The following is a 24,666-nucleotide window of genomic DNA, read 5'->3' on the forward strand; positions in this document are numbered from 1 at the left end:
TGCATGAAAGGGACGCACTGCAAAGCACGTCCACCCACGCGGTATCTTAAGCCTCTTCGCTCGGGTTGAGCTGCAAGCCTAATTCTTTCAGTTTTGCAAGAACCTCTTCCAGGGATTTGCGGCCCAGATTTCTGACTTTCATCATATCTTCCGGTGTGCGGTTGCACAGCTCCTCCACTGTATTGATTCCGGCTCTCTTTAAACAGTTGTAAGAACGAACGGATAACTCCAGCTCGTCGATGTTCATCTCAAGCACTTTCTCTTTCTCGTTGTCTTCCTTCTCTACCATAACCTCTGCGGTCTTGGCATTCTCGGAAAGGTCAATGAAGAGGTTCAGATGCTCGCTCAGAACCTTTGCTGCCAGGCTGACAGCTTCGTCTGGTGCCAGCGTTCCATTTGTGTATACATCTAATGTCAGCTTATCATAATCTGTCACCTGACCCACACGGGTGTTCTCAACGGTCATATTGACACGCTCCACCGGTGTGTAGATAGAATCAACAGCCAGAACTCCGATCGGAAGATCTTCACTCTTGTTCTTATCTGCGCTGATGTAGCCGCGGCCCTTCGTGATCGTCAGCTCCATGTAGAATTTGCTGTCCGCGCCGCCGCTTAATGTAGCGATGACCTGGTCCGGATTCAAAATCTCAATGTCAGAATCAGCGTGAATGTCAGCTGCTGTGATGACGCCTTCGCCCTCGAACTCGATATAAGCCGTCTTCGGCTCATTCGTCTCGCTGCTGTTTTTGATCGCCAGACTCTTGATGTTCATGATAATTTCAGTTACATCCTCTTTTACACCAGGGATAGAACTGAACTCATGCAAAACGCCGTCGATTTTCACTTGACTTACTGCTGCACCAGGCAAAGAGGAAAGCATAATTCTTCTTAAAGAATTGCCTAATGTGGTACCATAGCCTCTTTCCAGCGGTTCAACCACAAATTTGCCATATCTTTTGTCTTCGGAAATCTCAGCAATTTCAATTTTTGGTTTTTCAAAATCGAACACGATAGCCCCTCCTTTTGGGAACATTTTTGAGGGTCTGCCATACTCTTGTAGTCTCGGAATCTCCCAAGCAGCTGCCAAAGCAGATACATGGGAGATTCTGGACTAACATAATAGTAATACTTCTTATTATTTGGAGTACAGCTCGACGATAAGCACTTCGTTTACAGGAACGTCAATTTCGTCTCTGCTCGGTAACTCTTTAACAGTACCTTTCAGGTTCTCAGCGTCAACTTCCAGCCATGCCGGTACCATTCTTCCGCCGGTTACCTCAGCGATATCTTTATATCTCTGTGAAGATTTATACTTCTCTTTGATCTCGATTACATCGCCAGCCTTAACTAAGTAGGACGGGATGTTTACGCTCTTGCCGTTTACGAGAACGTGCTTGTGATCTACGATCTGACGTGTCTCTTTTCTTGTACGGCCAAAGCCCATTCTGAATAATACATTATCCAGTCTGCACTCCAGAAGGATCATCAGGTTAGCACCGACCTGACCGTTCATTCTGGATGCTTTTGCATAGTAATTTCTAAACGGTTTCTCTAACACACCGTAGATGAATTTTGCTTTCTGCTTCTCTCTCAGCTGGAGTGCATACTCGCTCATCTTTCTGTTGGCTCTCGTTAATTTTCTCGTTGATTTCTTGTCGATTCCTAAATAAACCGGATCAAGGTCAAGAGATCTACATCTTTTAAGTACAGGAACTCTATCTACTGCCACTTTACTTGCACCTCCTAATTAGACTCTTCTACGTTTCGGCGGACGGCATCCGTTATGCGGAACCGGAGTTACGTCCTTAATGCTTGTTACTTCCAGACCACATGCCTGAAGAGCACGGATTGCTGCTTCACGACCGGATCCCGGACCTTTTACCATAACGTCTACAGACTTTAAGCCATGGATAAGAGCTGCCTTCGTTGCAGTTTCTGCAGCCATCTGAGCTGCATATGGAGTAGATTTCCTTGAACCTCTAAATCCCAGACCGCCTGCACTTGCCCATGATAAGGCATTACCCTGTGCATCTGTTAAAGTAACGATTGTGTTATTAAAAGATGACTGGATGTGCGCCTGTCCGCGTTCAACGTTTTTCTTTACACGCTTTTTTGTCACTTTCTTGCCAGTGGACACTTTTTTAGCCATTTTAAACTAACCTACTTTCTCAAATATTGAATCCTGTTGCTAAACCTAACCTGATTCAGTTTCCTTGTTACTTAATTATTTCTTCTTGTTTGCTACTGTCTTTCTCGGACCCTTACGAGTTCTAGCGTTGGTCTTTGTCTTCTGACCACGAACCGGAAGGCTCTTTCTATGACGGATGCCTCTGTAGCATCCAATCTCCTGCAGTCTCTTGATGTTCATAGCGATCTCTCTTCTCAGATCACCCTCAACCACCTGACTGTCAGCGATGATTGCCGCAAGCTTCTTAACTTCATCGTCAGTTAAGTCCTTAACACGAGTGTCAGGATTAACTTCAGCTTCGGCCAGGATACGGGCTGCACTTGCTCTACCGATACCGTAGATGTAAGTCAAGCCGATCTCTACGCGTTTCTCTCTTGGTAAATCGACACCTGAAATACGAGCCATGTGTGTAGTACACCTCCATTAGTTTTTCTTACTTCTTCGTTGATAATGTATAAATTTGCTTAAACTACTGAACAACTCATCCGAGTGGTTCATAATAGAAAGCCGCGCGAAAAAATAGATGCTAAATCAAATTAGCCCTGTCTTTGTTTGTGCTTCGGATTCTCACAGATTACTCTGATACTGCCTTTTCTCTTGATGATCTTGCACTTTTCGCAAATTGGTTTAACCGATGATCTAACCTTCACAGCAATTCTCCTTTCCGTAATAGTCCGTCCAATCTCGGACATACAATTTTTTATAACCTATTGCAGTCCTGTGTCGGACTTACAGGTACAACAGACTCGTTCCATCCCTCTGCCGTGAGAGGACAAAAGGGCGGATCTTACCTGATGCTTCAACAAAGTTCGCTAAAGCATTATAACATTTAAAATCCTATAATGCAAGCGAAATTTACACTTCTCTCAATATTTTTATTGAGAAAAATGGATTGGTCTTTATTTATCTCTCCAAATGATTCTTCCCTTAGAGAGATCGTATGGCGACATTTCCATTGTAACCTTATCGCCCGGCAGAATACGGATGTAGTTCATACGGAGTTTTCCGCTGATCGTAGCAAGTACGATGTGTCCGTTTTCCAGTTCTACCTTAAACATAGCGTTCGGCAGCTTCTCTGCTACTACGCCCTCAATCTCAATTACATCTGCTTTCGACATTCTATATACCTCCCTGCAATGATTTCTGAATGAAATAGCGGATCGCTTCATCCTGGACTGCCGCGCCGTCCGCAAACTGGGCTGCCAGCGCCTCATCCCACTTGTGGGAGAACTGCACGTGCTTTCTCTTCTTGCGTTTCGGCTTGGCGGCAGTTTTGGTGCGTCCGTCTGCCAGATACACATAGTGTGCATCTTCTCTGACTATGATATAATAATTGCCTTTGTCATGCCCCGCCAGCGAGCGGACCAGACAGGCCATTCCATATTCCGTCATTCTGATCTCCGTTTCTACTTAGACAGACACTTTCTAAAAAACATCGCTGCTGATTGACGCAGCTCCAGCAGATACGCTGCCATTTCTCCCACTCTGCCTGAAACATCCAAAAAACATGCAGGTTTGTCTGAAACAAACGATTTTTGTCCATTTCACAAAGTGCAACCAGTTTGGAGAAACAACCAGTGGCAGCCAGCTGGAACCAGCCAAATCAACGCTTCAATTTTCACAAAAGGTTCTTTCCTATTTTCTATCTATAAAGACAGAATCTCAGGCTCATTTTCTGTAATTAGAATCGTATTTTCATAATGGGCAGCCCAGCCGCCGTCTTCCGTCATGACGGTCCAGTCATCATCGAGCCAGACTACTTCGTAGCTGCCCTCGGTGATCATCGGCTCGATCGCGAGCGTCATGCCGGGCTGTAAGAGAATTCCTTTTCTTTTTCTTGCAAAATTCGGAATCTCCGGATCCTCATGCAGATGAGAACCGATTCCATGGCCTACCAGATCTCTGACAACACCAAAGCCGAAGCTTTCAGCATATTTCTGAATGGCTACAGAGATGTCATTGAGATGATTGCCAGCTTTGGCAAATTTAATCCCCTCAAAAAAGCTCTGTCTGGTAACTTCAATCAGTTTTTTCGCATCATCGTCGATCTGACCGATGCCATAAGTCCGGGCTGCATCCGAGTGATATCCTTTATAGATAACACCTGCATCCAGACTGACAATATCACCCTCATCAAGGAAATGTTCCTTATGAGGAATTCCATGGACAACCTCATCATTGACAGAGACACAGATGGAGGCAGGATAGCCATTGTAATTTTTGAATGAGGGAATGCAGCCGTAGCTTCGGATGATTTCCTCTCCCATATGATCAATGTCCCAGGTGGACATTCCCGGACGAAGGTTCTTCGCCAGTTCCTCGTGAGTTTTGGCAAGGATTCTGCCAGCCTCACGCATGAGTTCTATCTCCCTGGGAGATTTTATCGTCACTGCCATCTTTTATGCTCCCAAAATGTCAACAATGTTTTTAAACACGGTTTCCATAGACAGTGTACCGTCTATCGCATGCAGAACACCTTTTTTCTTATAGTAATCAATCAGAGGATGTGTCTGCTCATGATATACTTCCAGACGTTTCTGTACGGTCTCCGGCTTATCATCGTCGCGAAGAACCAGTTCAGAACCACATTTATCGCAGATTCCTTCTTTTTTCGGTGCTGCAAACTCTGTATGATACGTAGCGCCGCACTTTAAGCATGCACGACGGCCTGCCATACGATTTACAATATTCGCATCCGGCACTTCTACATCGAGAGCGAAATCAATTGCCTCTCCGTTTTCTTTCAGTGCTGCTGTCAGGCTCTCTGCCTGCGGAATCGTTCTTGGAAATCCGTCCAGGATATAGCCATTCTCGCAATCTGCTTCGTGAATACGATCAAGAAGCATGCCGATCGTTACTTCATCCGGCACCAGCAATCCCTGATCGATGAACGATTTTGCTTTTTTGCCCAGCTCTGTACCCGCTTTGATATTAGAGCGGAAAATATCTCCGGTTGAAATGTGCGGAATGTTATATTTCTCTGCAATTTTATCAGCCTGTGTTCCTTTACCGGCTCCCGGTGCTCCTAACATAACAATCTTCATAATGGTACAATCTCCCTATATACAACAGAATCGCCTCCAGGCAGGAGCTGTCTCCGGCCACCTCCAGCCGTTAAGAAAGAGAGCTCCCGCCCAGAAAGCGAGTTATCTTAGTCGTTTAAGAATCCTTTATAGTTGCGAACCAGCATCTGTGATTCGACTGCTTTGATTGTCTCAAGTACTACACCTACGATAATGATAAGAGAAGTACCTCCAAAGGAGAGACGGCTCACTGAGAACAGTCCAGAGACAATGATCGGAACCAGGCAGACAATAATAAGTCCGCAAGCACCAATCAGTATAATATACTCCAGAATTCCATCCAAATAATCGGATGTTGGCTTTCCTGGACGAATGCCCGGGATGAAACCGCCGGATTTCTTCATGTTGTTTGCCACCTCAAGCGGGTTGAATGTTATGGATGTGTAGAAATACGCAAACACAATAATCAACGCGATGTAGACAATTAAGCCAACTGAATAAGCCGGACGCTCCGGATTAAACCAGGAGCTGGAATTCAGAGCCAGAAGAATCTTTCCTCCGATGGTGTCATAATTAACCTGGAAAAATCCAGCAATTACCACCGGGAAAGACATCAGGGATGAAGCAAAGATAACAGGAATAACACCTGCTGTATTTACTTTTAACGGGATGCTTGTGGACTGACCGCCAACCATCTTACGTCCCTGCATCTTTTTAGAATACTGAACCGGAATTCTCCGCTCTGCATCCTGTAAAATGATAACAAATACAACCATCGCTACGATAACCGCTACGATAATCACGGCTGTTACAACTGCAACCGCCACGATCTTGCCCTGCAGGAAACGCTCATAGAGCGTAATCATATCGCTTGGCATGGTTGAAATGATATTGAACAGAAGCACGATAGAAATACCGTTTCCGACGCCGTTCTCGGTGATTCGCTCACCGATCCACATCAGCATGGCACTTCCGGCTGTCATTGTCACAATAGCGACAATCACATTCAGGGCAGTAAACTCAACTAAAAGTCCCTTGCCGCCGAAACCGATCGCCATAGCGACGGACTGCATCAGCGCCAGTGCAACCGTAAGGTAACGCGTATATTCCGCAATCTTCTTTCTTCCGTCCTCGCCCTCCTGCTGCATTTCCTCTAATTTCGGAATTGCAATTGTCAGAAGCTGCATGATAATGGAAGAAGTGATGTACGGGGTAATACTCAATGCGAATACCGACATGTTCGTGAACGAACCGCCGGTAATCGTATTGAAGAAACCAAACGCATCATTGGACTGTCTTGTAAACAGTTCCTGGAAAAATGTTGTATTAACTCCGGGAATCGGCAGCTGCGATCCGATACGGGTCACAACCAGCATAAAGAACGTATAGAGGAGTTTTTCTCTGACCTCTTTTATCTTAAATGCATTCTGGAGCGTTTTTAACATATTAGATCACCTCGCAGGTTCCGCCAACGGCCTCGATCTTAGCTTTCGCGCCTTCACTTACCGCATCAACCTTTACGTTCAGCTTTTTGGTCAGCTCGCCATTGCCGAGGATCTTAACGCCGTCACGCGGGTTCTTTACGATGCCTGCTTCGATTAATGTTTCAACCGTAACAACTGTGTCGTTCTCGAATCTCTCAAGAGCGCTTACGTTGATACCAACGATGGTCTTAGAATTTCTGTTTGTGAAGCCTCTCTTCGGGAGACGTCTATATAACGGCATCTGACCGCCTTCAAATCCTGGTCTCGGAGCGCCGGAACGAGCTTTCTGTCCCTTATGTCCCTTACCAGCAGTCTTACCATTGCCTGATGCGTGACCACGACCTCTTCTGAAGCTGTCGCTGTGCTTAGAGCCTACCGCCGGCTTTAAATTGGATAAATCCATGACTGCACCTCCTTGCAAATATCTTAGATTTCCTCTACTTTAACTAAATGTCTAACATTCTGGATCATGCCTCTGATAGCGGCGTTGTCCGGCTGCTCAACTGTCTTGCCAGTCTTGTTTAAACCAAGAGCTGCAACCGTTGCTTTCTGCTTCGGGATAGCGCCAATAGGAGACTTAACCAATGTGATTTTTAATTTCTCTGCCATTTTTATCTCCTCCTATTAGTTCAGAATTTCTTCTACAGACTTACCGCGAAGTTTTGCAACCTCTTCCGGAGTCTTTAAAGAACCTAAGCCTGCCAGGGTAGCAAGAACTACGTTTGCCTTGTTGTTGGAACCAAGGGATTTTGTACGGATGTTCTTGTAACCAGCCAGATCCAGTACGGCACGAGCCGGACCACCAGCGATAATACCGGTACCTTCCGGAGCCTTCTTCAGAAGTACGTTAGCGCTTCCGAATTTGCCGAGGAAATCGTGCGGGATGCTATTGTTCTCATCGAACGGAACCTCCATCAGGTTTCTGGCAGCTGCCTCTTTGCCCTTGCGGATTGCTTCCGGAACCTCAGCAGCTTTTCCCATACCAGCACCAACGTGGCCGTTTTTATCTCCAACTACTACTAAAGCGGAAAAACGCATTGTACGTCCGCCCTTAACGGTCTTGGATACACGTTTGATTGCCACTACAGTATCCTCTAACTCGAACTGGTTGGCATCAATTTTTGTACGTTTCATGTGTATGTTCTCCTTCCTACTAGAATTCCAGACCAGCCTCGCGGGCTGCATCTGCTAATGCCTGAACTTTTCCGTGGTAAATAAATCCGCCTCTATCGAAGACAACTTCTTTAATACCTTTTTCAAGCGCTCTCTTAGCGATTACAGTTCCAACGTGAGCTGCTGCTGCAACATCGTTCGTCTTCTCCAGTTCAGCTTTAACTTCCTTCTCGGCAGTGGAAGCTGCTACTAAAGTTTTTCCAACTGTATCATCAATGATCTGAGCATACATATGATTATTACTTCTAAACACTGCTAAACGCGGTCTCTCGGCTGTGCCAGAAAAACGGTTGCGTAATCTAACGTGTTTTTTAACGCGAATTTCGCTTCTTGACTGTTTGCTAACCATCTTCACACTCTCCTTAATTATTTCTTACCAGTCTTACCAACTTTACGTCTGATAACCTCATCGGCATACTTAATACCTTTGCCCTTGTACGGCTCAGGTCTTCTCTTATCCCGAATCTCAGCTGCATACTGGCCAACTTTTTCTTTGCTGATACCTTTAACAGTGATCTTGTTCTGTCCTTCCAGAACAGTCTCAATGCCTTCCGGATCTTCCATCTCTACCGGATGGGAGTAACCAAGGCTGAGAACCAGTTTCTTGCCCTGCTTCGCTGCTCTGTAACCAACACCGTTAACTTCCAGGACTTTCTCATAGCCTTCTGTTACACCATGAATCATGTTGTTAATTAAGGTTCTTGTCAGACCGTGTAAAGATTTCATTTTCTTTAAGTCGTTCGGTCTGGTAACTACGATATGACCATCCTCTTCTTTGATGTTCATCTCAACCGGGAGTTCTCTCTCAAGAGTTCCCTTCGGACCTTTTACAGTCACTAAATTGTTCTCTGCGATTGTTACGGTTACGCCCGCCGGAATCGCAACTGGCATTCTTCCGATACGTGACATGCCTTTTACCTCCTACTTAGATTTTCGGAGAAGCCTGAGCGGCTTCTCTGTTTTCAGTTGTATCTATACCTTGTCTAAACCGATGATGATGCTTTCGGCTTACCAAACAAATGCAAGAACTTCTCCGCCTACGCCGAGTTCTCTTGCCTGCTTGTCAGTGATAACGCCCTGGTTGGTGGAGATGATAGCTACACCTAAACCGCCCAGTACCTTCGGCATATCTTCCTTGTTTGCGTAGATACGCAGACCCGGTTTGGAAATTCTCTTGATGCCGGAGATGATTTTCTCGTTTTTGTCTTTACCGTACTTTAAGGTAATACGGATAGTCTTGAAATTGCCGTCCTCAACAACGTCATATTTCTTGATGAAACCTTCCTTTACCAGGATGTCAGCGATTGCTAATTTCATCTTGGAAGACGGAACATCTACTGTATCATGTTTTGCAGTGTTAGCATTACGGATTCTTGTAAGCATATCTGCAATCGGATCGCTCATTGTCATTTTGAGTGTGCCTCCTTATAATTTGACTACCACTTACTGTAAGTGGGTTTCGGTGGGTTGTGCGGGAACGCCCCGCACTAAGTTGCTTTCGGCTTACCAGCTTGCTTTCTTTACGCCCGGAATTTCGCCCTTGTAAGCTAATTCACGGAAGCAAACTCTGCAGATGCCGTATTTTCTTAAATATGCATGCGGACGACCGCAGATTCTGCAGCGGTTATATTCTCTGGTGGAGAATTTTGCCGGACGCTGCTGTTTAATCTTCATTGAAGTTTTAGCCATGATAAATCCTCCTATTATTTAGCAAATGGCATGTTGAACTGAGTTAACAGCTCACGTGCTTCTTCGTCGGTCTTAGCAGTGGTAACGAAGATGATATCCATACCTCTTACCTTATCTACTTTATCGTACTCGATCTCCGGGAAGATAAGCTGCTCTTTGATACCCAGAGCGTAGTTGCCTCTGCCGTCAAATGCGTTCGGATTTACACCGCGGAAGTCTCTTACTCGCGGAAGAGCCAGGTTGATCAGACGATCAGCGAACTCATACATCTTCTCGCCACGCAGGGTAACTTTACAGCCGATAGCCATACCCTCTCTAAGTTTGAAGTTAGCGACTGATTTTTTCGCTTTTGTAAGAACTGCCTTCTGGCCAGTGATGATTTCCATATCTCTTACAGCAGAGTCCAGAACTTTAGCATTTTCTTTTGCCTCGCCAACGCCCATGTTGATAACAATCTTGTCCAGCTTCGGCACTTCCATGATATTTTTATATCCGAATTTTTTGATCATAGCGTCTACGATTTCGCTCTGATACATTTCTTTTAATCTAGCCAATTTTAACGTTCCTCCTCTCTGTATTAGTCAATTACTTTACCGGTTGCCTTAGCAACGCGGACTTTCTTGCCGTCTTCTACTTTGAAGCCAACTCTCGTAGCCTTGCCATCCACTACCAGCATAACGTTGGAAATGTCAAGCGCGCCTTCCTGATGGATGATGCCGCCCTGCTGATTAGCTGCAGACGGTTTGGTATGCTTTGTTACCATGTTGCATCCCTCAACCAGGACTGTATTCTTCTTTACATTAACGGAAAGAACTTTTCCGGTTTTATCTTTGTCTTTACCTGTGATAACCTTTACCAGGTCGCCTTTTTTAATTTTATGCACAGCTGACACCTCCTACAGTACTTCCGGAGCCAGGGAAACAATCTTCATAAACTGTTTCTCACGAAGCTCTCTGGCAACCGGCCCAAAAATACGGGTTCCTCTCGGGTTCTTGTCGTCTTTGATGATAACGGCTGCGTTCTCATCAAATTTGATGTAGGAACCATCTTTACGGCGTGCGCCCTTAACGGTACGTACAACAACGGCCTTCACTACATCGCCTTTCTTTACAACACCGCCTGGTGTTGCATCTTTAACGCTGGCAACGATTACATCGCCAATATTTGCATATCTTCTAGTAGAGCCGCCCATAACGCGGATACAGAGTAATTCTTTCGCACCGGTATTGTCGGCAACCTTTAATCTGGTCTCCTGCTGAATCATGCCCAATACTCCTTTCTGATTTAGAAATTATCTCGCTTTCTCGATAATTTCGACGAGTCTCCATCTCTTATCCTTGGATAACGGTCTTGTTTCCATTACCTTTACAGTATCACCGATACCGCACTCGTTGTTCTCGTCGTGTGCTTTTAATTTATAAGTTCTCTTAACAATCTTACCGATTAAAGGATGTTTTACGTGGTTTTCGATAGCAACTACGATTGTTTTGTCCATCTTGTTGCTTACTACCTTACCGGTACGTGTTTTTCTAAGATTTCTTTCCACGGTAGATATCTCCTTTCCTATTTTAGGAATCTATGATAATTAGTTCGCTTTCTCTGTAATAACAGTCTGAATACGAGCGATGTTTCTGCGAACTTCTTTAATTCTGCTTGTATTATCCAGCTGGTTGGTAGCGTTCTGGAATCTTAAGTTGAAGAGTTCCTTCTTAGCAGCTACTAATTCTTCGTTTAATTCTGCAGATGTCTTAGCTTTTAAATCTTCTACATACTTATTAATTTTCACTGTTATCACCGCCTTCTAAATCTGCTTTAGAAGCAATCTTGCACTTGCACGGAAGTTTGTGCATAGCAAGACGAAGCGCTTCTCTCGCTGTCTCCTCTGGTACACCCGCGATCTCGAACATTACGCGGCCTGGTTTTACTACTGCTACCCAGTACTCAAGTGCGCCTTTACCGGAACCCATACGAGTCTCAGCCGGTTTAGCAGTTACTGGTTTATCCGGGAAAATCTTAATCCAAACTTTACCACCACGTTTGATGTAACGGGTCATGGCAACACGGGCTGCCTCGATCTGGTTGGATTTGATCCAGCACGGTTCTGTAGCGACTAAACCGTACTCACCGTAGTTGATTACATTTCCTCTAAGCGCCTTGCCGGCCATGGTACCACGGAACTGTTTACGACGCTTTACTCTTTTCGGCATTAACATTATTTATCGCTCCCTTCCTTATTTCCTTTCGCAGGAAGTACCTCGCCTTTGTAGATCCAAACCTTAACACCGGTCTTGCCGTATGTTGTGTTTGCCTCAGCGAAACCGTAGTCAATATCTGCTCTTAATGTCTGAAGCGGGATAGTGCCCTCGCTGTAGAACTCTGTACGAGCCATATCAGCACCGCCAAGACGTCCGGATACGGAAGCCTTGATACCCTTAGCTCCAGCCTTCATGGTTCTGCCCATAGCGGACTTCATCGCACGACGGAAGGAAATACGGTTCTCAAGCTGCTGAGCGATGTTCTCTGCAACGAGCTGAGCGTCTCTGTCTGGTCTCTTAACTTCTTTGATGTCTACAAAAACTTTCTTGTCAGTTAATTTCTGAACCTGAGCTTTTGTCTTCTCGATCTCTGCGCCGCCCTTACCGATAACAACGCCCGGTTTAGCAGTGTAAAGAATGATTTTTACTTTATCAGAAGCGCGCTCGATTTCGATTTTGGAAACACCGGCGCTGTATAATTTCTTCTTAAGGAAGGTTCTGATTTTGTGATCCTCTACCAGGTTATCTGCAAAATCAGCTTCCGCATACCATCTGGAATCCCAGTCTTTAATAACACCGACTCTTAAGCCGTGCGGATTAACTTTCTGTCCCATAATTGCCTCCTCTTATTTCTCATCAAGCACGATTGTGATGTGGCTCATTCTCTTTTCGATTCTGTAAGCGCGGCCCTGTGCTCTCGGTTTTACTCTCTTCATTGTCGGTCCCTTGTTAGCGAAGCATTCTGCAACGTACAGGTTCTCCGGATTCATCTGGTTGTTGTTCTCTGCGTTAGCAACAGCAGACTCGAGTAATTTTTTAATTAAAGTAGAAGCATATCTAGGATTGTATGTTACAATACCAAGCGCTGTCTTCACATCTTTGCCTCTGATGGCATCTAATACGAAGCATGCTTTCTGAACGGATACTCTGGCGTAAGACAGCTTAGCCGACGGTCTCGTATCCTTATTAGCATTTCTTTCTCTTTTAATCTGGGATCTATGTCCTTTAGCCATTGGTGAAACCTCCTTTCAAGCGTAACTTACTTACGTCCTGCTTTCTTCTCGTCTTTTCCGTGGCCTCTGTAAGTTCTAGTGGCTACGAACTCACCGAGTTTATGTCCAACCATGTCCTCTGTCACGTATACCGGAACATGTTTTCTACCATCGTGAACTGCGATTGTATGTCCAACCATCTGCGGGAAGATTGTGGAACGGCGGGACCAGGTTTTGATAACCTGTTTCTGTCCTGCTGCGTTCATCTCATCTACTTTCTTTAAAAGATGAGCATCTGCAAATGGTCCTTTTTTTAATGAACGACCCATTAGTATACCTCCTATTACTGTTTACCGTTTCTTCTTCTTACGATTAACTTATTAGACTGTTTGTTTTTCTTTCTGGTCTTCAGGCCGAGTGCCGGTTTGCCCCAAGGTGTGCAAGGACCTGGACGACCGATACTGGTCTTGCCCTCACCACCACCATGCGGATGGTCATTCGGGTTCATAACAGAACCGCGGACAGTCGGACGAATACCCATGTGACGTTTTCTACCAGCCTTACCGATATTGATCAGGTTGTGGTCGCCGTTGCCAACTACACCGATAGTAGCGCGGCAGCTGATCGGAACCATTCTCATCTCTCCGGACGGTAATCTAAGGGTTGCATATTTGCCTTCTTTAGCCATTAACTGAGCAGAGTTACCAGCGGAACGAACCAGCTGACCACCCTTGCCCGGAAGAAGCTCGATGTTGTGAATCTGTGCACCAACCGGGATTTCAGAAAGCGGTAAGCAGTTACCAACTTTTGCCTCAGCCTCTGCACCGCTCATAACCTTCTGTCCAACCTGTAAACCAGCCGGAGCAAGGATATAAGCTTTCTCGCCGTCTGCGTAGCAGATCAGAGCGATGTTTGCTGTACGGTTCGGATCGTACTCGATACCAAGTACGGTTGCTGCGATACCGTCTTTTGCATTTCTCTTGAAGTCGATGATTCTATATTTTCTTCTGGAACCGCCGCCTCTGTGACGAACGGTGATTTTACCCTGGTTGTTACGACCTGCGTTCTTCTTTAAAGAAACTACTAAGGATTTCTCCGGTGTGGATTTTGTAATCTCAGAGAAATCAGAGCCGGTCATATGTCTTCTGGAAGGTGTATATGGGCTGTAAGATTTAATTCCCATGACTTTGACTCCTTTCGTTCAACGCCTCCTGGCGTTTCTTCATGTTTTTCACGACATAGTGTTCGTCGTATAATTGTCTATTGAGGATGAATTATAAACCAGCGAAGATCTCGATCTCTTTGCTGTCCTCGGTCAGCTGAACGATAGCTTTCTTTGTTGCAGCTGTCTTACCGAAGGTCATGCCTCTTCTCTTTGTCTTGCCGTCCATGTTCATGGTGTTGACACTCTTAACTTTGGTGCCCGGGAACATCTTCTCAACGGCTTCTTTGATCATAGTTTTGTTTGCCTCGGTGTGTACCAGGAAGGTGTATTTCTTGTCTGTCATAGCATTCATACTCTTCTCAGTTACAACCGGTTTGAGGATTACGTCATAGTACTGTACGTTTGCCATTATGCATATACCTCCTCGATAGAAGCTACAGCAGCTTTGGTTGCTACTACTGTGTTGTATTTCAGGATATCGTAAACGTTGATGGTGCTTACGGAAGCAGTCTTAACGTCTGCCACGTTTCTAGCGGATAATACAGCCTTGTCACAAGCCTCATCCAGAACAACTAAAGCTTTGTTTACTTTCAGGTTGTTCATAACCTCAACAAATTTCTTTGTCTTGATCTCGTCGAAGTTCATAGCCTCAACTACGATGAACTTGTTCTCGTTTACACGGCTTGTCAGAGCAGATTTAAGAGCAGCTCTCTTCTCTTTCTTATTTAAACGGATTGTATAATCACGTGGTGTCGGAGCGAATACTACGCCGCCGCCCGTCCACTGCGGAGCTCTTGTTGAACCCTGTCTTGCATGTCCGGTACCTTTCTGTCTCCACGGTTTCTTACCACCGCCGGAAACTTCGGAACGGGTTTTTGCTTTCTGAGTTCCCTGACGTTTGTTAGCAAGCTGTGCTACAACTGCCATGTGAACCAGATGTTCATTTACTTCTACACCGAATACAGCATCATTCAGTTCTAATGTGCCAACTTCGTTGCCTTCTAAATTGAAAACAGATACGTTTGCCATCTGTATGTTCCTCCTTTCCCGTAAAAGCCTTATCTAGCGACCTTTACTGTCTCTTTGATTGTTACTAAGGATTTCTTCGGTCCCGGTACAGAGCCTTTAACAAGGAGTAAGTTGTTCTCAGTATCAACCTTAACAACCTCCAGGTTCTGAACAGTTACTTTTACGCTGCCCATGTGACCCGGCATTCCTTTGCCCTTAAATACGCGTCCCGGTGTGGTTGCAGAACCGTTGGAACCCTGATGACGATGGAACTTGGAACCGTGAGCCATCGGTCCTCTGTGCTGGCCGTGTCTCTTGATGGCACCCTGGAAACCTTTACCTTTGGAAATAGCAGTTGCATCAATTTTATCGCCTGCTGCGAAGATGTCTGCCTTGATTTCGTCTTTTACAGAATACTCTTCAGCATTCTCTAAGCGGAACTCTCTTACATATCTCTTGTAAGCAACGCCTGCCTTGTCAAAATGACCCTTAACCGGCTTTGTCACAAGTTTTTCTCTCTTGTCTACAAAACCAACCTGTACTGCTTTGTAGCCATCGTTCTCTTCTGTCTTAACCTGTGTAACAACACACGGTCCAGCCTGAAGAACGGTTACTGGAGTTAAAACTCCGTCTTCGTTGAAGATTTGAGTCATTCCGACTTTGGTAGCTAAAATCGCTTTCTTCATTAATCTGACCTCCTGTTTTTCTACAGCGGAACGCGTTCGTCAAACTCCCGCGTTCATCCTAGAACTGTCCAGATGTCTCTATCTAAACTAGTATAGGATTCTTAATTATTTGTTTTTCATCTTTACGTTGATGGACACGCCAGCCGGCATTTCCAGTCTCTGCAGTGCATCAACTGTCTTCTGGCTCGGAGCAATGATATCGATGAGTCTCTTATGAGTTCTCTGCTCGAACTGCTCTCTGGAATCTTTGTACTTATGAACTGCTCGCAGAATGGTTACTACCTCTTTCTTAGTTGGCAGCGGCACCGGTCCACTCACCTTTGATCCGTTTTTCTTTACAGTCTCAATGATTTTTGCAGCGGATGTATCTACCAGCTGATGATCATAAGCTTTCAGTGTGATTCTCATTACTTGACTTGCCATAAAAAAAGTCGCCTCCTTTTCGTACTATTAAGCACGACAAGCGGTGACTGTACACATACCCGTGTGTGTCCTCGCAGTCCACACACCAAATCCGTCATTTGTCTTCAGGATACTCTATTCTTGTACAGTGACTTGTCGCCAGTTTCCTAACTTGACATTCGCTCCGCGGAATAACCTGCTTATCATAAGCAGCAACCTCTCGTTTCATCGCTATCATGCCACAGCTTCGTTATAATAACACAGCTTTCCGGGAAATGCAAGTGTTTTTTTAAGAAAAAATCTATATTTTTCAAGAAAAAACAGGAGTTTCTTCTTCCGGTGGGTAATTACACCTTTTATATAGAAGAAACTCCTGTTTATCCACAAGAATATATTTCCATGCAGAAATTTTATCTCAGTCGAGAAGACTCCCAGCTTTTTTAATTAATCCTCCCAATACGTCGGTTCCACCGGGGTTCTAGCCTCGTCGCTGCCATCGTCGCTTGTGCCGTCCACCTCTGTGACAACACCCGCAGAGCTTGTCTTAAACTTTGTGCCGTTCGCATCCTTCACGGTGCTGGATTTCACTACCTTGCCGCTCGTCGTTACCAGATAGTTTTTGTCATTGACTTCAATGACTTCATACTTAGTACCGCTGTCTGCCTTCTGAAGCTTACCCATGTAGTACAGGAATCCATCCTCCACACCTGAGTAGCCGCGTCCAGCCTTGTTGCCGCTGTCAGTGAAATAGAACTGTCCGGTCGTTCCGTCGCCCTCTACTACATTTCCCTTGCCTTTTACGACTGAGCTGGTCGCCTTGTCCGCGCCGAAGAAATAGCAGGCATACTGACCGCTCGTTCCTACCTCCAGACGTCTCAGACCATAGACCGGGTTGCCCTTCTCATTAAATAAGTAGGTAATATTGTTGATGCGGACCAGGTTGCTCGTCGAAGCGTCAGAAATCTTCGGACCCACCTTCGGCTCGCCGTTGCTTGAAAAATAATACCACTGTACATCGCTGCCGAGATCCAGATTGTAATCATCATCCTCCGGCGGAGTCGTGGAGAGCCAGCCAGTCTGTACCTGACCGTTGCTCTGATAATAACGGTAATTTTCAAATCCAGAGGAATTTCCCATATCGACCCAGCCGGTCTGCATCGCTCCGTTTTCGTCGAAGCAGTAGTAGGTTCCGTCAATCTTATATTGTTTATATTTGGCACTGCCTAAAGAAGGCACATATTTCTTTCCCGAACTCTGAAAGTAGTACCAATGATGATCCTCATCGTCGTCGCCGGGTTTCACTTCATCATCGTCCTTTTTGGTATCATCCGGATCTTCCAGATATGCCCAGCCGATCTGCATGACACCATCTGCATTCGTGTAGTAGGTGTCATCATCCACCCAGCCCGTCTGCATCGCTCCATCACCGTCGAAGTAATAGTACTTGCCTCCGATCTTGGACCAGCCGTCGGATACCATCTTTCCGCTGGTGGAGAAATAGTACCAGACCGTCGTAGCGGAAGTCTCGTTCCATGCCGGATTGCGCTTCGGCAGTTTCAGCCACTTGTCAGTCGCCATGATGCCGGTACTCTCGACAAAGTATTCGTCGTCCACCCAGCAGTTCGACGCGATGTTGCCCTGGGAATCGAGATAGCGCCAGAGATTGTCTGCTCCCTTCTTCCAGGTATTCGTCACCTTGTTGCCATTGTTGTCCACATATATCCAGCTGTTTCCAGACTGCTGCCAGCCTTCTGCCGCGTAAGATGTCAGGGTCGCCGCCCCTATCATCAGCGCTGCGGAAAGGACGCAGACTGCCAGTTTCTGTTTCTTCATATACAAGCCCTCCCAGTTCACGATTGATAACGTCTATTCTCCCACCTGCTGCGCATTCGCACACTTCCCGTCGTGTGGAGACTGCATCAGATGCTTATAACGCCTTGTTTTGTTCCAGATACGTGCAATCTATCTTTTACCTAATATACATTTTAACAGGAGATGTAGGAATCTTCAAGGAGATTTATCTTTCAATTTATTTACTTTTTTTTGGCAGGAAGCCGTTCAAAAGGTTTGACACGCCAATCAATGACCGATATAATTAGGTATGCATTTCAACTGAACCGTTTTTCCGGTCAGACAGACTGCGTTTATGGTTACTGTGCACGCATCGTGCCCAGTAACGGAATTTGCCGTGGCTTCGCATTTAAATACGGCAAATTCCTGCTGTCACCACGTTTTCTTACGGCACTTTCGGTTCCAAAAGTGCCTACCCGGGAACAGTAACCATTTATGCCATTTGGATGGAAATGGCTTATGGATAACACCGATTATAAAGGCGGCAGATACCCTTTTCCGGGGTTTGCGCCTCATTTTTTTGAAAGGATAAAATTTTATGTGGATTGCAGATGGATGGAACGATTATGAAGTGATTGACTGCTCCGAAGGAGAGAAACTGGAGCGGTGGGGCGACTATCTTCTGGTTCGCCCGGACCCGCAGGTTATCTGGAACACCCCCAAGACACACCGCGGCTGGAAAAAGATGAACGGACACTACCACAGAAGCTCCAAGGGCGGCGGCGAATGGGAATTTTTCGACCTGCCGGAGCAGTGGTCGATCCATTACAAAGAACTGACCTTTAACTTAAAACCGTTCAGCTTCAAGCACACAGGTCTCTTCCCGGAGCAGGCGGCAAACTGGGACTGGTTCGGTGACCGTATCCGCAATGCCGGACGCCCAATCAAGGTTTTAAACCTCTTTGCCTACACAGGCGGCGCTACCCTGGCGGCAGCCGCAGCCGGCGCCAGCGTGACCCATGTGGACGCCTCCAAGGGCATGGTAGCCTGGGCGAAGGAAAACTCCCGTTCCTCCGGGCTGGAAAATGCACCCATCCGCTGGATCGTCGATGACTGTGTGAAATTTGTTGAGCGTGAGATCCGCCGCGGCAACCATTACGACGGAATCATCATGGACCCGCCGTCCTACGGCCGCGGACCGAAAGGCGAGATCTGGAAGATCGAAACTTCGATTTACCCGTTCGTGCAGCTCTGTACGAAACTGTTATCGGACAACCCGCTCTTCTTCCTCATCAACTCCTACACCACCGGGCTGGCGCCGTCCGTCCTGACCTATATGCTCTCAACCGAAGTTGCCTCCACCCACGGCGGCACAGTGAAATCGGACGAGCTGGGACTTCCGGTTACCCGCACCGGACTGGTATTACCATGCGGTTCATCCGGACGCTGGGAATCTGGTAAATAACACTGGTATTCGGATGACATAGACACCCCATTTTTAAGTTTGATTCCTATTCATTCCAATCCCGGATATCTAACAGCCCCGGGACCAGTTCCCGCGCACTCGTCTCTAATATAATTCGCCCCTTCTCGGCGCTTGCACCAGACGGATCTCCTCCAATTCCAATCGGCGATCCGTCTTTTGTTTTCCAATCCTCCGACACCCAGCCGATCGAAACCGGACCGTATGGCTTCAGGGCGCGGGTCTTCTCAAACGCCGTCGGCTCTCCCGCTTCCGAAAGTTCCAGCTTCACAAGACTCTCATCGACCGCCATTACCATCGATGTCTCCATCTCTCCACCGTGGAAATCCCAGATATTCCCCTTTGAAATCGTTGCTTTTACATCCGGATGACCAAATGCCCCCGATGAAAGGATAAACGGTGCAATCCCCAGCTCACTCCGAAGTTCCCGGCTTAAAACCTGCGCAATCGGCGCATTCCCACCATGGCATACCAAAAAAGCCAGCTTCTTAAAACCGTGATGCGCCAGGCTGACGCATATATCATATAAGAGATGATAGTAAGTGTCCGGCCGGACTGTGACCGAACCACAGAAATTCTTATGCTCTGTACTTAAGCCCACCGGAATCACCGGAAACAGCAGCATCGGGAAGTCTTCTTCCCCCTCTGCCTCCAGTGCCTTTTTGATCTCCTGACTCATCGCCTCCGCGATAATATCATCCGTTCCCAGTGGTGCCTGATTGCCGTGCTGTTCCAGAGCCCCGAGCGGAATCAGGACAATCGTGTTCTCACGGTCCACCTGCTCCATTTCCCATCTTGTCAAATCTCTATAGTTACGTATCATAGTATCTCCTCCTCTTATAAAAACAGATATGTCTTTGCACGTTCCATCAAACAAAAAAGGATTGTCCGGGATTCTTCCCCCAGGCAGCTTTCCCAGCGGTTTCCCGACAATCCTTTCTATGAAATGGTTCTGCCGTTTCACAGCAAACAGCCAAATCCGTCAAACCATTCCTCTTATTTCATTTTATACTGCTTTCGGCACAATCTTCGCCGCACGCAGGCGTACAAACAAAAGCTGTCCAACGATATAGTTGAGTCCCACTTTCAATACGTTGAATGGGATCGTCGCCAGGATGATAAATCCATTCAGGTCTTTGATCGCCGGGTTGACCGACGCTACCATGCGGATCACTTCATCCAGCGGCAGGCTCATCGCTTTCGCATATAACGGAAGCGTAATGTTCGCATTGATAAAGCATGCACACGCGGTGCGGATCACGATACTGAGCAGAAGTGCTTCTACAGCTGCCTTACGGTTAGCGCCCAGCTTCTGATAGAGGAACCACAGCGGCCATACGAACAGGAACGCCGCAATCAGGTTGGCCAGCTCACCGACGTACATCGTGTTAGTTCCGACAGTAATCAGCTTGATTAACAGCTTGATGACTTCTACACAGATACCGGATACCGGTCCCATCAGAAACACGGCAATCACAGACGGTACATCACTGAAATCCACCTTATAAAACGGCGGCATCATCGGAACCGAAAATTCCAATGACATCAGCACGCCAGCAACCGCTGCCAGCATCGCCGTATAAATCAATTTTTGAATACTCCATTTTCCTGTCTTCATCTTAAATCTCCTTTCGGTTTTAAAACTCATTTCTCCGAAGGAGGAGTATGAATCAAGTGCCGGACTAACTGCATTTGTAAAACTAAAAAAATCCCAGGTTGTTCGGGACCTGGGATAATAAATCGCAACTTAGCCGATGTACACCAGCCTGCTTACGCTCAAGCGGTACACTCTCTGACTCCTGCCTCTTCTCTCATCCAGACTATACTGTCGGTTTCGGAATCTCACCGAATCGGCCGCCATCGCGGTTCGCGGACTATACCGCCGGTAGGGAATTTCGCCCTGCCCCGAAGAAATCATGGTAATTACTCCGTCTTCATACATATAAACATATGAATCTGCGGGGCAATTATCTCACCCGTTCATGGTATCATATACAAACAAGAATTTCAATATTTTTTTAACAATCTTTCTTTTCGTTTTTCCCATCTACGGCATCGCCGCCCCGGCATCCAGCATACCTCCGGTTGCCACCTTGCCGGACAGACTCTCAAGCGGCCGCGCCGACTGCAGAATACGGTTTCTCACATCCATAAGCGACAGGGACGCATCGCAGGAGTACAGCATCGCCGCCGTTCCGGTCACCATCGGCGCCGCCATTGATGTGCCGCTCATGTAGGCATAGTCATTGCCCGTGATCGTGCTCAGGATATAATTGCCCGGCGCTGCCAGATCCACGCTTCTCACCCCGTAATTGGACGCACGGTCGAGCTGACCGTCAAAGCGCAGGTTTGCCACGGAAATGATATTGTCCACTTCAAAGCTTGCCGGGTACATCGGCTGCTCATCGATGCTGTAGCCATTGCCGGAGGCGTCACCGTTTCCAGCCGCCACAATAAACAGCATCCCCGAATCCTTGATCGCCTGATACAGCTCCTCGCTATATTTCATCGTGCCAAAGCTCAGATTGCAGATCGACGCGCCGTTCACCTGCGCATACCGGATCGCCTTAACCACGTTGCTGACGGTTCCGACACCGGACGATGTTCCAAGCGTCTTGATCACCATGATCTTCACATACGCCGGATCGCAGATTCCAACCGTTCCGACTCCATTTCTCGCCGCCGCGATCGTGCCCGCCGAGTGGGTACCATGATTGTCATCCACCCCGGTAAATACCTGGGCATTATTATCATAGAAATTCCAGCCGTAAACGTCATCGATATAACCATTTCCGTCATTGTCAATGCCATCGCCCGGGATTTCCCCCGTATTCGTCCAGATCGAACCGCTAAGCTCCGGGTGAGTTATGTCAACCCCTGTATCAATCAGCGCCACAATCACCTGACGTTTTTCACTTTTCGCGTCATATTTCTTCCATGCCGGGACAATATTTATATCGATCCCTTCCAGAGAACGAACCGTTCCATCTGCTGAGAGCGCCGGGCTGCCGGTAATCGCCCCAATCGCTGCATCCACCGCCGCCGTATGGCTCGGCACCAGACGCAGTTCACCTGTATTTAAAAAAGCCCACTGATAGGAGGCATAGGAATCCGCATAGGGAACCGATTCCCGTGACGGACCCGCCGCATATGCCGGAAGCGCCGCGCTCCCTGCCATCATGGCAGCACACAGGGCGGCTGCCAGCCCTCTAAAAAGTTTCTTTTTCAACTTGCTTTATCCTCTTTCAATTCCGTTCTTACAGTTCGCGCGCTGCCGCAACCACAGTCTCCGCTTCCTTTGCCGGTTCTTTTCTGACATTCTGCCGTTTTACCGATTTTACCACTTTCCCGGCTTTTTTGCCATCCTTTTCGGATGCCGGACCGGAAATTGGCTTAAAGCCGCGAAATACCAGAATACTCCGCGGCGGAACCATATACTGGCGAAGCTCTTCCTGCGGCTCCTGCCCTGCCTCCAGGCTTTCTGGCGGACAGATTCCGTTATTGTCTGCGTCGTCTGTGTTGATGCACAGAGTCCACTGCATTCCCTTCGGAAGTTTCGGAAGATCAAATTCATGCGGCTCCCAGTGCATATTGTAGGCGACAAAGAAATAGTCATCGCTGGTGCCGTCCGCTCTCCGCCCGTACTCGCCGCAGTAGAGAATACCGAGCTGGCGGCGGAAGTTTTCAAACTCCGGGCACCATGTTTTGACGCCGTGGTAGGAAACGTCCGGGTGTCCGCAGACGAGGTAATCAATATTTTTCGGCTCCATCGGCAGGTGGAACACTGGATGCGCTTTGCGGAACGCTATCATATATTTTACAAATTCATAAATATCCCGGTTTGTCTCCAGCTGATGCCAGTTGAGCCAGGAAATCTCATTGTCCTGACAGTAAGCATTATTGTTGCCGTTCTGGGAATTGCCGAACTCATCGCCCGCTAAAAACATCGGTGTTCCCTGACTCAAAAAGAGCAGCAGAAATGCGTTGCGGAGCTGTTTTTTCCGCATCTGCACAATCTTCCTTTTCCGCGTCGTGCCCTCGATGCCGCAGTTCCACGTATAATTATAATCGTTTCCGTCCCGGTTATTCTCCCCGTTCGCCTCGTTGTGCTTCTGCTCACAGGAAACCATATCCATCATCGTAAAGCCATTTGTCGCCGCCATATAGTTGATCACGCCATATGCGTCCGGATTCCGGCGTGTCTGGTAAATGAGACGGCCGACCTGATCCTCATCGCCCTTTAATACCCGGCGCATATCGGTCAAAAATCCCTCATTGTACTCGCCCAGATGCCAACGGCGCTCCCGCAGCTTCGATGCCGCTGCCGTTTTTGGCACGCGCACGCCATCCCAGGAACCAGCTAATAGCTTCGTATCAGCTAACAGCGGATCCGACGCCAGCAGTTCGGCCGGCGCAAACCCGGACAGGTGCACGCCATCCACATGGTACTCGTAAACCCAGAAACGGACTGTCTCCTGCGCCAGCGCCGCGCTCTCCTTCCCGGTAAAATAAAGCTCAACCAGCACCTCAATATCATTTTTATGAAATTCCTTCACCAGATCCTTAAATTCCCGCTCCGGTTCTTTCTCTTTCCCAGATGTATATGAAGCTTTCGGCGCGAACAGGTATCCCTCCCCATAGCCCCAGTAATTGAGCCGTCCGGTCGGTGCCCCGGTCGCATATGGATTCCCGTCTGCCCCATCCTCCATCATCACTTCCTGAAATTCATTCGGCATCATTAATTCAACTGCTGTGATACCCAATTCCTTTAAATAGGGAATTTTCTCCGTCAGCGCACGGAACGTTCCCCGCTCCCCGACGCCAGAAGAAGTATGACGGGTAAATCCGCGCACATGCAGGCGGTACAGGATCGTCTCATCATATGGATGTTTCAGCGGCTGATCCATTTCCCAGTCATACGTTTCTTCCGGAAAACGGCAGCGCATCGGACGGAGCGCAGCTTTTAGATCGCCCCAGCGCTCATGTCCTGTATAGATACGCCCGCACGGATCCGGCAGCTCCCCCTGCTCGGTCTCGATCGTGTATTCCAGTCCCGAAAAATCATCGCCCGCAAGCTCCATCATCCAGAGATCCCCCACCCGTTCTTCCGGGGAAAATGGGATCCGAACACCCTGTTTTTTACCTGTCTCATAAATTGCCAGATGGCAGAATGTCCCCGGTGCCTCGACGCACAAGTGCATTCCCGTCTCTGTCCGCTTGATTCCCGGTGTAAAATCAGGGGTTCTTATCTTCTGTCTCACGATTTTTTCTGCTTTCACCTGTATCCCCTCCACGTTTTCATACGGCACTTTCGGTTCCAAAAGTGC

The 24,666-nt window shown here is 47.2% G+C and carries 37 protein-coding genes and 1 riboswitch; of the genes, 1 reads left to right on the top strand and 36 read right to left on the bottom strand.

Translation table 11 applies throughout. The annotated features are described in order from the left end of the window. Nucleotides 1-46: 46 nt before the first annotated feature. The 32 genes from C7U56_RS07575 to C7U56_RS07730 form a co-directional block, all read right to left on the bottom strand. On the bottom strand, nucleotides 47-1,009 hold the full coding sequence (locus C7U56_RS07575) for a DNA-directed RNA polymerase subunit alpha (RefSeq protein ID WP_107000788.1): 963 nt from the start codon (nucleotides 1,007-1,009) through the stop codon (nucleotides 47-49). A gap of 126 nt (nucleotides 1,010-1,135) precedes the next feature. Further along, nucleotides 1,136-1,729: a 30S ribosomal protein S4 gene (gene rpsD / locus C7U56_RS07580; protein ID WP_107000789.1), complete on the bottom strand. Its 594-nt coding sequence runs from the start codon at nucleotides 1,727-1,729 to the stop codon at nucleotides 1,136-1,138. An 18-nt stretch (nucleotides 1,730-1,747) separates the two neighbouring features. Beyond that, nucleotides 1,748-2,149 carry a 30S ribosomal protein S11 gene (gene rpsK, locus C7U56_RS07585; RefSeq protein ID WP_022360550.1) on the bottom strand — a complete coding sequence of 134 codons (402 nt, stop codon included), beginning with the start codon at nucleotides 2,147-2,149 and terminating at the stop codon, nucleotides 1,748-1,750. Nucleotides 2,150-2,224: 75 nt separating this feature from the next. Next, a complete protein-coding gene (gene rpsM, locus C7U56_RS07590) occupies nucleotides 2,225-2,593 on the bottom strand; it encodes a 30S ribosomal protein S13 (protein ID WP_022360551.1) in 369 nt (122 codons plus the stop codon). 131 nt (nucleotides 2,594-2,724) lie between these two features. After that, nucleotides 2,725-2,838, bottom strand: coding sequence for a 50S ribosomal protein L36 (gene rpmJ, locus C7U56_RS07595; protein WP_003497809.1), 114 nt, complete (start codon nucleotides 2,836-2,838; stop codon nucleotides 2,725-2,727). 249 nt (nucleotides 2,839-3,087) lie between these two features. Next, nucleotides 3,088-3,306 carry a translation initiation factor IF-1 gene (gene infA / locus C7U56_RS07600; protein WP_022360552.1) on the bottom strand — a complete coding sequence of 73 codons (219 nt, stop codon included), beginning with the start codon at nucleotides 3,304-3,306 and terminating at the stop codon, nucleotides 3,088-3,090. Between the two features lies 1 nt (nucleotide 3,307). Further along, complete coding sequence (locus C7U56_RS07605; RefSeq protein WP_107000790.1) at nucleotides 3,308-3,580, bottom strand: KOW domain-containing RNA-binding protein; 273 nt, start codon at nucleotides 3,578-3,580, stop codon at nucleotides 3,308-3,310. A gap of 254 nt (nucleotides 3,581-3,834) precedes the next feature. Then, nucleotides 3,835-4,584, bottom strand: coding sequence for a type I methionyl aminopeptidase (gene map, locus C7U56_RS07610; RefSeq protein ID WP_107000791.1), 750 nt, complete (start codon nucleotides 4,582-4,584; stop codon nucleotides 3,835-3,837). Nucleotides 4,585-4,587: 3 nt separating this feature from the next. Next, a complete protein-coding gene (locus C7U56_RS07615; RefSeq protein WP_107000792.1) occupies nucleotides 4,588-5,232 on the bottom strand; it encodes an adenylate kinase in 645 nt (214 codons plus the stop codon). A 107-nt stretch (nucleotides 5,233-5,339) separates the two neighbouring features. After that, the gene (gene secY / locus C7U56_RS07620) at nucleotides 5,340-6,656 is read right to left on the bottom strand and encodes a preprotein translocase subunit SecY (protein WP_107000793.1); all 1,317 of its coding nucleotides are present in this window, start codon (nucleotides 6,654-6,656) and stop codon (nucleotides 5,340-5,342) included. Nucleotide 6,657: 1 nt separating this feature from the next. Continuing rightward, nucleotides 6,658-7,098, bottom strand: coding sequence for a 50S ribosomal protein L15 (rplO, locus tag C7U56_RS07625; RefSeq protein WP_022360557.1), 441 nt, complete (start codon nucleotides 7,096-7,098; stop codon nucleotides 6,658-6,660). 23 nt (nucleotides 7,099-7,121) lie between these two features. Then, nucleotides 7,122-7,304, bottom strand: a complete 183-nt coding sequence (gene rpmD, locus C7U56_RS07630) for a 50S ribosomal protein L30 (protein ID WP_022360558.1) — start codon at nucleotides 7,302-7,304, stop codon at nucleotides 7,122-7,124. 15 nt (nucleotides 7,305-7,319) lie between these two features. Further along, nucleotides 7,320-7,829 (bottom strand): 30S ribosomal protein S5, encoded by a 510-nt coding sequence (gene rpsE, locus C7U56_RS07635; protein WP_022360559.1) that lies wholly within the window; start codon nucleotides 7,827-7,829, stop codon nucleotides 7,320-7,322. A 19-nt stretch (nucleotides 7,830-7,848) separates the two neighbouring features. Then, nucleotides 7,849-8,217, bottom strand: coding sequence for a 50S ribosomal protein L18 (rplR, locus tag C7U56_RS07640; protein ID WP_022360560.1), 369 nt, complete (start codon nucleotides 8,215-8,217; stop codon nucleotides 7,849-7,851). A gap of 17 nt (nucleotides 8,218-8,234) precedes the next feature. Beyond that, on the bottom strand, nucleotides 8,235-8,777 hold the full coding sequence (gene rplF, locus C7U56_RS07645) for a 50S ribosomal protein L6 (protein WP_022360561.1): 543 nt from the start codon (nucleotides 8,775-8,777) through the stop codon (nucleotides 8,235-8,237). Nucleotides 8,778-8,876: 99 nt separating this feature from the next. Beyond that, on the bottom strand, nucleotides 8,877-9,278 hold the full coding sequence (gene rpsH, locus C7U56_RS07650) for a 30S ribosomal protein S8 (RefSeq protein WP_022360562.1): 402 nt from the start codon (nucleotides 9,276-9,278) through the stop codon (nucleotides 8,877-8,879). 93 nt (nucleotides 9,279-9,371) lie between these two features. Beyond that, complete coding sequence (locus C7U56_RS07655) at nucleotides 9,372-9,557, bottom strand: type Z 30S ribosomal protein S14 (RefSeq protein ID WP_022345134.1); 186 nt, start codon at nucleotides 9,555-9,557, stop codon at nucleotides 9,372-9,374. Between the two features lie 14 nt (nucleotides 9,558-9,571). Further along, a complete protein-coding gene (gene rplE, locus C7U56_RS07660) occupies nucleotides 9,572-10,111 on the bottom strand; it encodes a 50S ribosomal protein L5 (RefSeq protein ID WP_022360563.1) in 540 nt (179 codons plus the stop codon). A gap of 23 nt (nucleotides 10,112-10,134) precedes the next feature. Then, the gene (gene rplX / locus C7U56_RS07665) at nucleotides 10,135-10,440 is read right to left on the bottom strand and encodes a 50S ribosomal protein L24 (RefSeq protein ID WP_022360564.1); all 306 of its coding nucleotides are present in this window, start codon (nucleotides 10,438-10,440) and stop codon (nucleotides 10,135-10,137) included. A 12-nt stretch (nucleotides 10,441-10,452) separates the two neighbouring features. Beyond that, a complete protein-coding gene (rplN, locus tag C7U56_RS07670; RefSeq protein WP_022360565.1) occupies nucleotides 10,453-10,821 on the bottom strand; it encodes a 50S ribosomal protein L14 in 369 nt (122 codons plus the stop codon). A gap of 27 nt (nucleotides 10,822-10,848) precedes the next feature. Continuing rightward, a complete protein-coding gene (gene rpsQ, locus C7U56_RS07675) occupies nucleotides 10,849-11,103 on the bottom strand; it encodes a 30S ribosomal protein S17 (protein WP_107000794.1) in 255 nt (84 codons plus the stop codon). Nucleotides 11,104-11,142: 39 nt separating this feature from the next. Further along, nucleotides 11,143-11,343: a 50S ribosomal protein L29 gene (gene rpmC, locus C7U56_RS07680; protein WP_022360567.1), complete on the bottom strand. Its 201-nt coding sequence runs from the start codon at nucleotides 11,341-11,343 to the stop codon at nucleotides 11,143-11,145. Beyond that, nucleotides 11,333-11,770 carry a 50S ribosomal protein L16 gene (gene rplP / locus C7U56_RS07685; protein WP_022360568.1) on the bottom strand — a complete coding sequence of 146 codons (438 nt, stop codon included), beginning with the start codon at nucleotides 11,768-11,770 and terminating at the stop codon, nucleotides 11,333-11,335. The genes rpmC and rplP overlap by 11 nt, the downstream gene beginning before the upstream one ends. Continuing rightward, entirely contained in the window at nucleotides 11,770-12,426 is a 657-nt protein-coding gene (gene rpsC / locus C7U56_RS07690) for a 30S ribosomal protein S3 (RefSeq protein ID WP_022360569.1), read from the bottom strand. The genes rplP and rpsC overlap by 1 nt, the downstream gene beginning before the upstream one ends. Before the next feature lie 12 nt (nucleotides 12,427-12,438). After that, a complete protein-coding gene (gene rplV, locus C7U56_RS07695; protein WP_022360570.1) occupies nucleotides 12,439-12,825 on the bottom strand; it encodes a 50S ribosomal protein L22 in 387 nt (128 codons plus the stop codon). A gap of 26 nt (nucleotides 12,826-12,851) precedes the next feature. Further along, entirely contained in the window at nucleotides 12,852-13,133 is a 282-nt protein-coding gene (gene rpsS, locus C7U56_RS07700; RefSeq protein WP_022360571.1) for a 30S ribosomal protein S19, read from the bottom strand. A gap of 14 nt (nucleotides 13,134-13,147) precedes the next feature. Further along, complete coding sequence (gene rplB / locus C7U56_RS07705; protein ID WP_022360572.1) at nucleotides 13,148-13,987, bottom strand: 50S ribosomal protein L2; 840 nt, start codon at nucleotides 13,985-13,987, stop codon at nucleotides 13,148-13,150. Nucleotides 13,988-14,078: 91 nt separating this feature from the next. Further along, nucleotides 14,079-14,378 (bottom strand): 50S ribosomal protein L23, encoded by a 300-nt coding sequence (gene rplW, locus C7U56_RS07710; RefSeq protein WP_022360573.1) that lies wholly within the window; start codon nucleotides 14,376-14,378, stop codon nucleotides 14,079-14,081. Then, nucleotides 14,378-14,998, bottom strand: a complete 621-nt coding sequence (rplD, locus tag C7U56_RS07715; protein ID WP_022360574.1) for a 50S ribosomal protein L4 — start codon at nucleotides 14,996-14,998, stop codon at nucleotides 14,378-14,380. The genes rplW and rplD overlap by 1 nt, the downstream gene beginning before the upstream one ends. Before the next feature lie 29 nt (nucleotides 14,999-15,027). Next, on the bottom strand, nucleotides 15,028-15,663 hold the full coding sequence (gene rplC, locus C7U56_RS07720) for a 50S ribosomal protein L3 (protein WP_022360575.1): 636 nt from the start codon (nucleotides 15,661-15,663) through the stop codon (nucleotides 15,028-15,030). 105 nt (nucleotides 15,664-15,768) lie between these two features. Continuing rightward, on the bottom strand, nucleotides 15,769-16,086 hold the full coding sequence (gene rpsJ / locus C7U56_RS07725; RefSeq protein WP_022360576.1) for a 30S ribosomal protein S10: 318 nt from the start codon (nucleotides 16,084-16,086) through the stop codon (nucleotides 15,769-15,771). Between the two features lie 423 nt (nucleotides 16,087-16,509). Further along, on the bottom strand, nucleotides 16,510-17,898 hold the full coding sequence (locus C7U56_RS07730) for an N-acetylmuramoyl-L-alanine amidase family protein (RefSeq protein WP_107000795.1): 1,389 nt from the start codon (nucleotides 17,896-17,898) through the stop codon (nucleotides 16,510-16,512). A gap of 556 nt (nucleotides 17,899-18,454) precedes the next feature. Between C7U56_RS07730 and C7U56_RS07735 the strand changes: the two genes are divergently transcribed. Continuing rightward, a complete protein-coding gene (locus C7U56_RS07735) occupies nucleotides 18,455-19,321 on the top strand; it encodes a class I SAM-dependent methyltransferase (RefSeq protein ID WP_107000796.1) in 867 nt (288 codons plus the stop codon). 46 nt (nucleotides 19,322-19,367) lie between these two features. Here the strand turns inward: C7U56_RS07735 and C7U56_RS07740 are convergent, their stop codons facing one another. The 4 genes from C7U56_RS07740 to C7U56_RS07755 all read right to left on the bottom strand — a co-directional run bounded on the left by C7U56_RS07740 (nucleotide 19,368) and on the right by C7U56_RS07755 (nucleotide 24,618). Next, nucleotides 19,368-20,162: a creatininase family protein gene (locus tag C7U56_RS07740; protein WP_107000797.1), complete on the bottom strand. Its 795-nt coding sequence runs from the start codon at nucleotides 20,160-20,162 to the stop codon at nucleotides 19,368-19,370. Between the two features lie 183 nt (nucleotides 20,163-20,345). Continuing rightward, a complete protein-coding gene (locus tag C7U56_RS07745) occupies nucleotides 20,346-20,957 on the bottom strand; it encodes an ECF transporter S component (protein WP_022360580.1) in 612 nt (203 codons plus the stop codon). 181 nt (nucleotides 20,958-21,138) lie between these two features. Beyond that, nucleotides 21,139-21,256: riboswitch (FMN riboswitch) on the bottom strand. Between the two features lie 130 nt (nucleotides 21,257-21,386). Continuing rightward, on the bottom strand, nucleotides 21,387-22,568 hold the full coding sequence (locus C7U56_RS07750; RefSeq protein WP_233430216.1) for a S8 family peptidase: 1,182 nt from the start codon (nucleotides 22,566-22,568) through the stop codon (nucleotides 21,387-21,389). Nucleotides 22,569-22,596: 28 nt separating this feature from the next. Next, entirely contained in the window at nucleotides 22,597-24,618 is a 2,022-nt protein-coding gene (locus C7U56_RS07755) for an alpha amylase C-terminal domain-containing protein (protein ID WP_233430217.1), read from the bottom strand. Between the last annotated feature and the right edge of the window lie 48 nt (nucleotides 24,619-24,666).

The organism is Clostridium fessum (assembly GCF_003024715.1).
GTDB classification, from domain to species: domain Bacteria; phylum Bacillota; class Clostridia; order Lachnospirales; family Lachnospiraceae; genus Otoolea; species Otoolea fessa.

Coding starts and splice junctions, on each gene's coding strand:
- rpsK (WP_022360550.1), bottom strand. CDS start 2,149: ATGGCTAAAAAAGTGTCCACTGGCAAGAAAGTGACAAAAAAGCGTGTA.
- rpsM (WP_022360551.1), bottom strand. CDS start 2,593: ATGGCTCGTATTTCAGGTGTCGATTTACCAAGAGAGAAACGCGTAGAG.
- infA (WP_022360552.1), bottom strand. CDS start 3,306: ATGTCGAAAGCAGATGTAATTGAGATTGAGGGCGTAGTAGCAGAGAAG.
- C7U56_RS07605 (WP_107000790.1), bottom strand. CDS start 3,580: ATGACGGAATATGGAATGGCCTGTCTGGTCCGCTCGCTGGCGGGGCAT.
- map (WP_107000791.1), bottom strand. CDS start 4,584: ATGGCAGTGACGATAAAATCTCCCAGGGAGATAGAACTCATGCGTGAG.
- C7U56_RS07615 (WP_107000792.1), bottom strand. CDS start 5,232: ATGAAGATTGTTATGTTAGGAGCACCGGGAGCCGGTAAAGGAACACAG.
- secY (WP_107000793.1), bottom strand. CDS start 6,656: ATGTTAAAAACGCTCCAGAATGCATTTAAGATAAAAGAGGTCAGAGAA.
- rplO (WP_022360557.1), bottom strand. CDS start 7,098: ATGGATTTATCCAATTTAAAGCCGGCGGTAGGCTCTAAGCACAGCGAC.
- rpmD (WP_022360558.1), bottom strand. CDS start 7,304: ATGGCAGAGAAATTAAAAATCACATTGGTTAAGTCTCCTATTGGCGCT.
- rpsE (WP_022360559.1), bottom strand. CDS start 7,829: ATGAAACGTACAAAAATTGATGCCAACCAGTTCGAGTTAGAGGATACT.
- rplR (WP_022360560.1), bottom strand. CDS start 8,217: ATGGTTAGCAAACAGTCAAGAAGCGAAATTCGCGTTAAAAAACACGTT.
- rplF (WP_022360561.1), bottom strand. CDS start 8,777: ATGTCACGTATCGGAAGAATGCCAGTTGCGATTCCGGCGGGCGTAACC.
- rpsH (WP_022360562.1), bottom strand. CDS start 9,278: ATGACAATGAGCGATCCGATTGCAGATATGCTTACAAGAATCCGTAAT.
- C7U56_RS07655 (WP_022345134.1), bottom strand. CDS start 9,557: ATGGCTAAAACTTCAATGAAGATTAAACAGCAGCGTCCGGCAAAATTC.
- rplN (WP_022360565.1), bottom strand. CDS start 10,821: ATGATTCAGCAGGAGACCAGATTAAAGGTTGCCGACAATACCGGTGCG.
- rplP (WP_022360568.1), bottom strand. CDS start 11,770: ATGTTAATGCCGAAAAGAGTAAAGCGTCGTAAACAGTTCCGTGGTACC.
- rpsC (WP_022360569.1), bottom strand. CDS start 12,426: ATGGGACAGAAAGTTAATCCGCACGGCTTAAGAGTCGGTGTTATTAAA.
- rplV (WP_022360570.1), bottom strand. CDS start 12,825: ATGGCTAAAGGACATAGATCCCAGATTAAAAGAGAAAGAAATGCTAAT.
- rpsS (WP_022360571.1), bottom strand. CDS start 13,133: ATGGGTCGTTCATTAAAAAAAGGACCATTTGCAGATGCTCATCTTTTA.
- rplB (WP_022360572.1), bottom strand. CDS start 13,987: ATGGGAATTAAATCTTACAGCCCATATACACCTTCCAGAAGACATATG.
- rplW (WP_022360573.1), bottom strand. CDS start 14,378: ATGGCAAACGTACAGTACTATGACGTAATCCTCAAACCGGTTGTAACT.
- rplD (WP_022360574.1), bottom strand. CDS start 14,998: ATGGCAAACGTATCTGTTTTCAATTTAGAAGGCAACGAAGTTGGCACA.
- rplC (WP_022360575.1), bottom strand. CDS start 15,663: ATGAAGAAAGCGATTTTAGCTACCAAAGTCGGAATGACTCAAATCTTC.
- rpsJ (WP_022360576.1), bottom strand. CDS start 16,086: ATGGCAAGTCAAGTAATGAGAATCACACTGAAAGCTTATGATCATCAG.
- C7U56_RS07730 (WP_107000795.1), bottom strand. CDS start 17,898: ATGAAGAAACAGAAACTGGCAGTCTGCGTCCTTTCCGCAGCGCTGATG.
- C7U56_RS07735 (WP_107000796.1), top strand. CDS start 18,455: ATGTGGATTGCAGATGGATGGAACGATTATGAAGTGATTGACTGCTCC.
- C7U56_RS07740 (WP_107000797.1), bottom strand. CDS start 20,162: ATGATACGTAACTATAGAGATTTGACAAGATGGGAAATGGAGCAGGTG.
- C7U56_RS07745 (WP_022360580.1), bottom strand. CDS start 20,957: ATGAAGACAGGAAAATGGAGTATTCAAAAATTGATTTATACGGCGATG.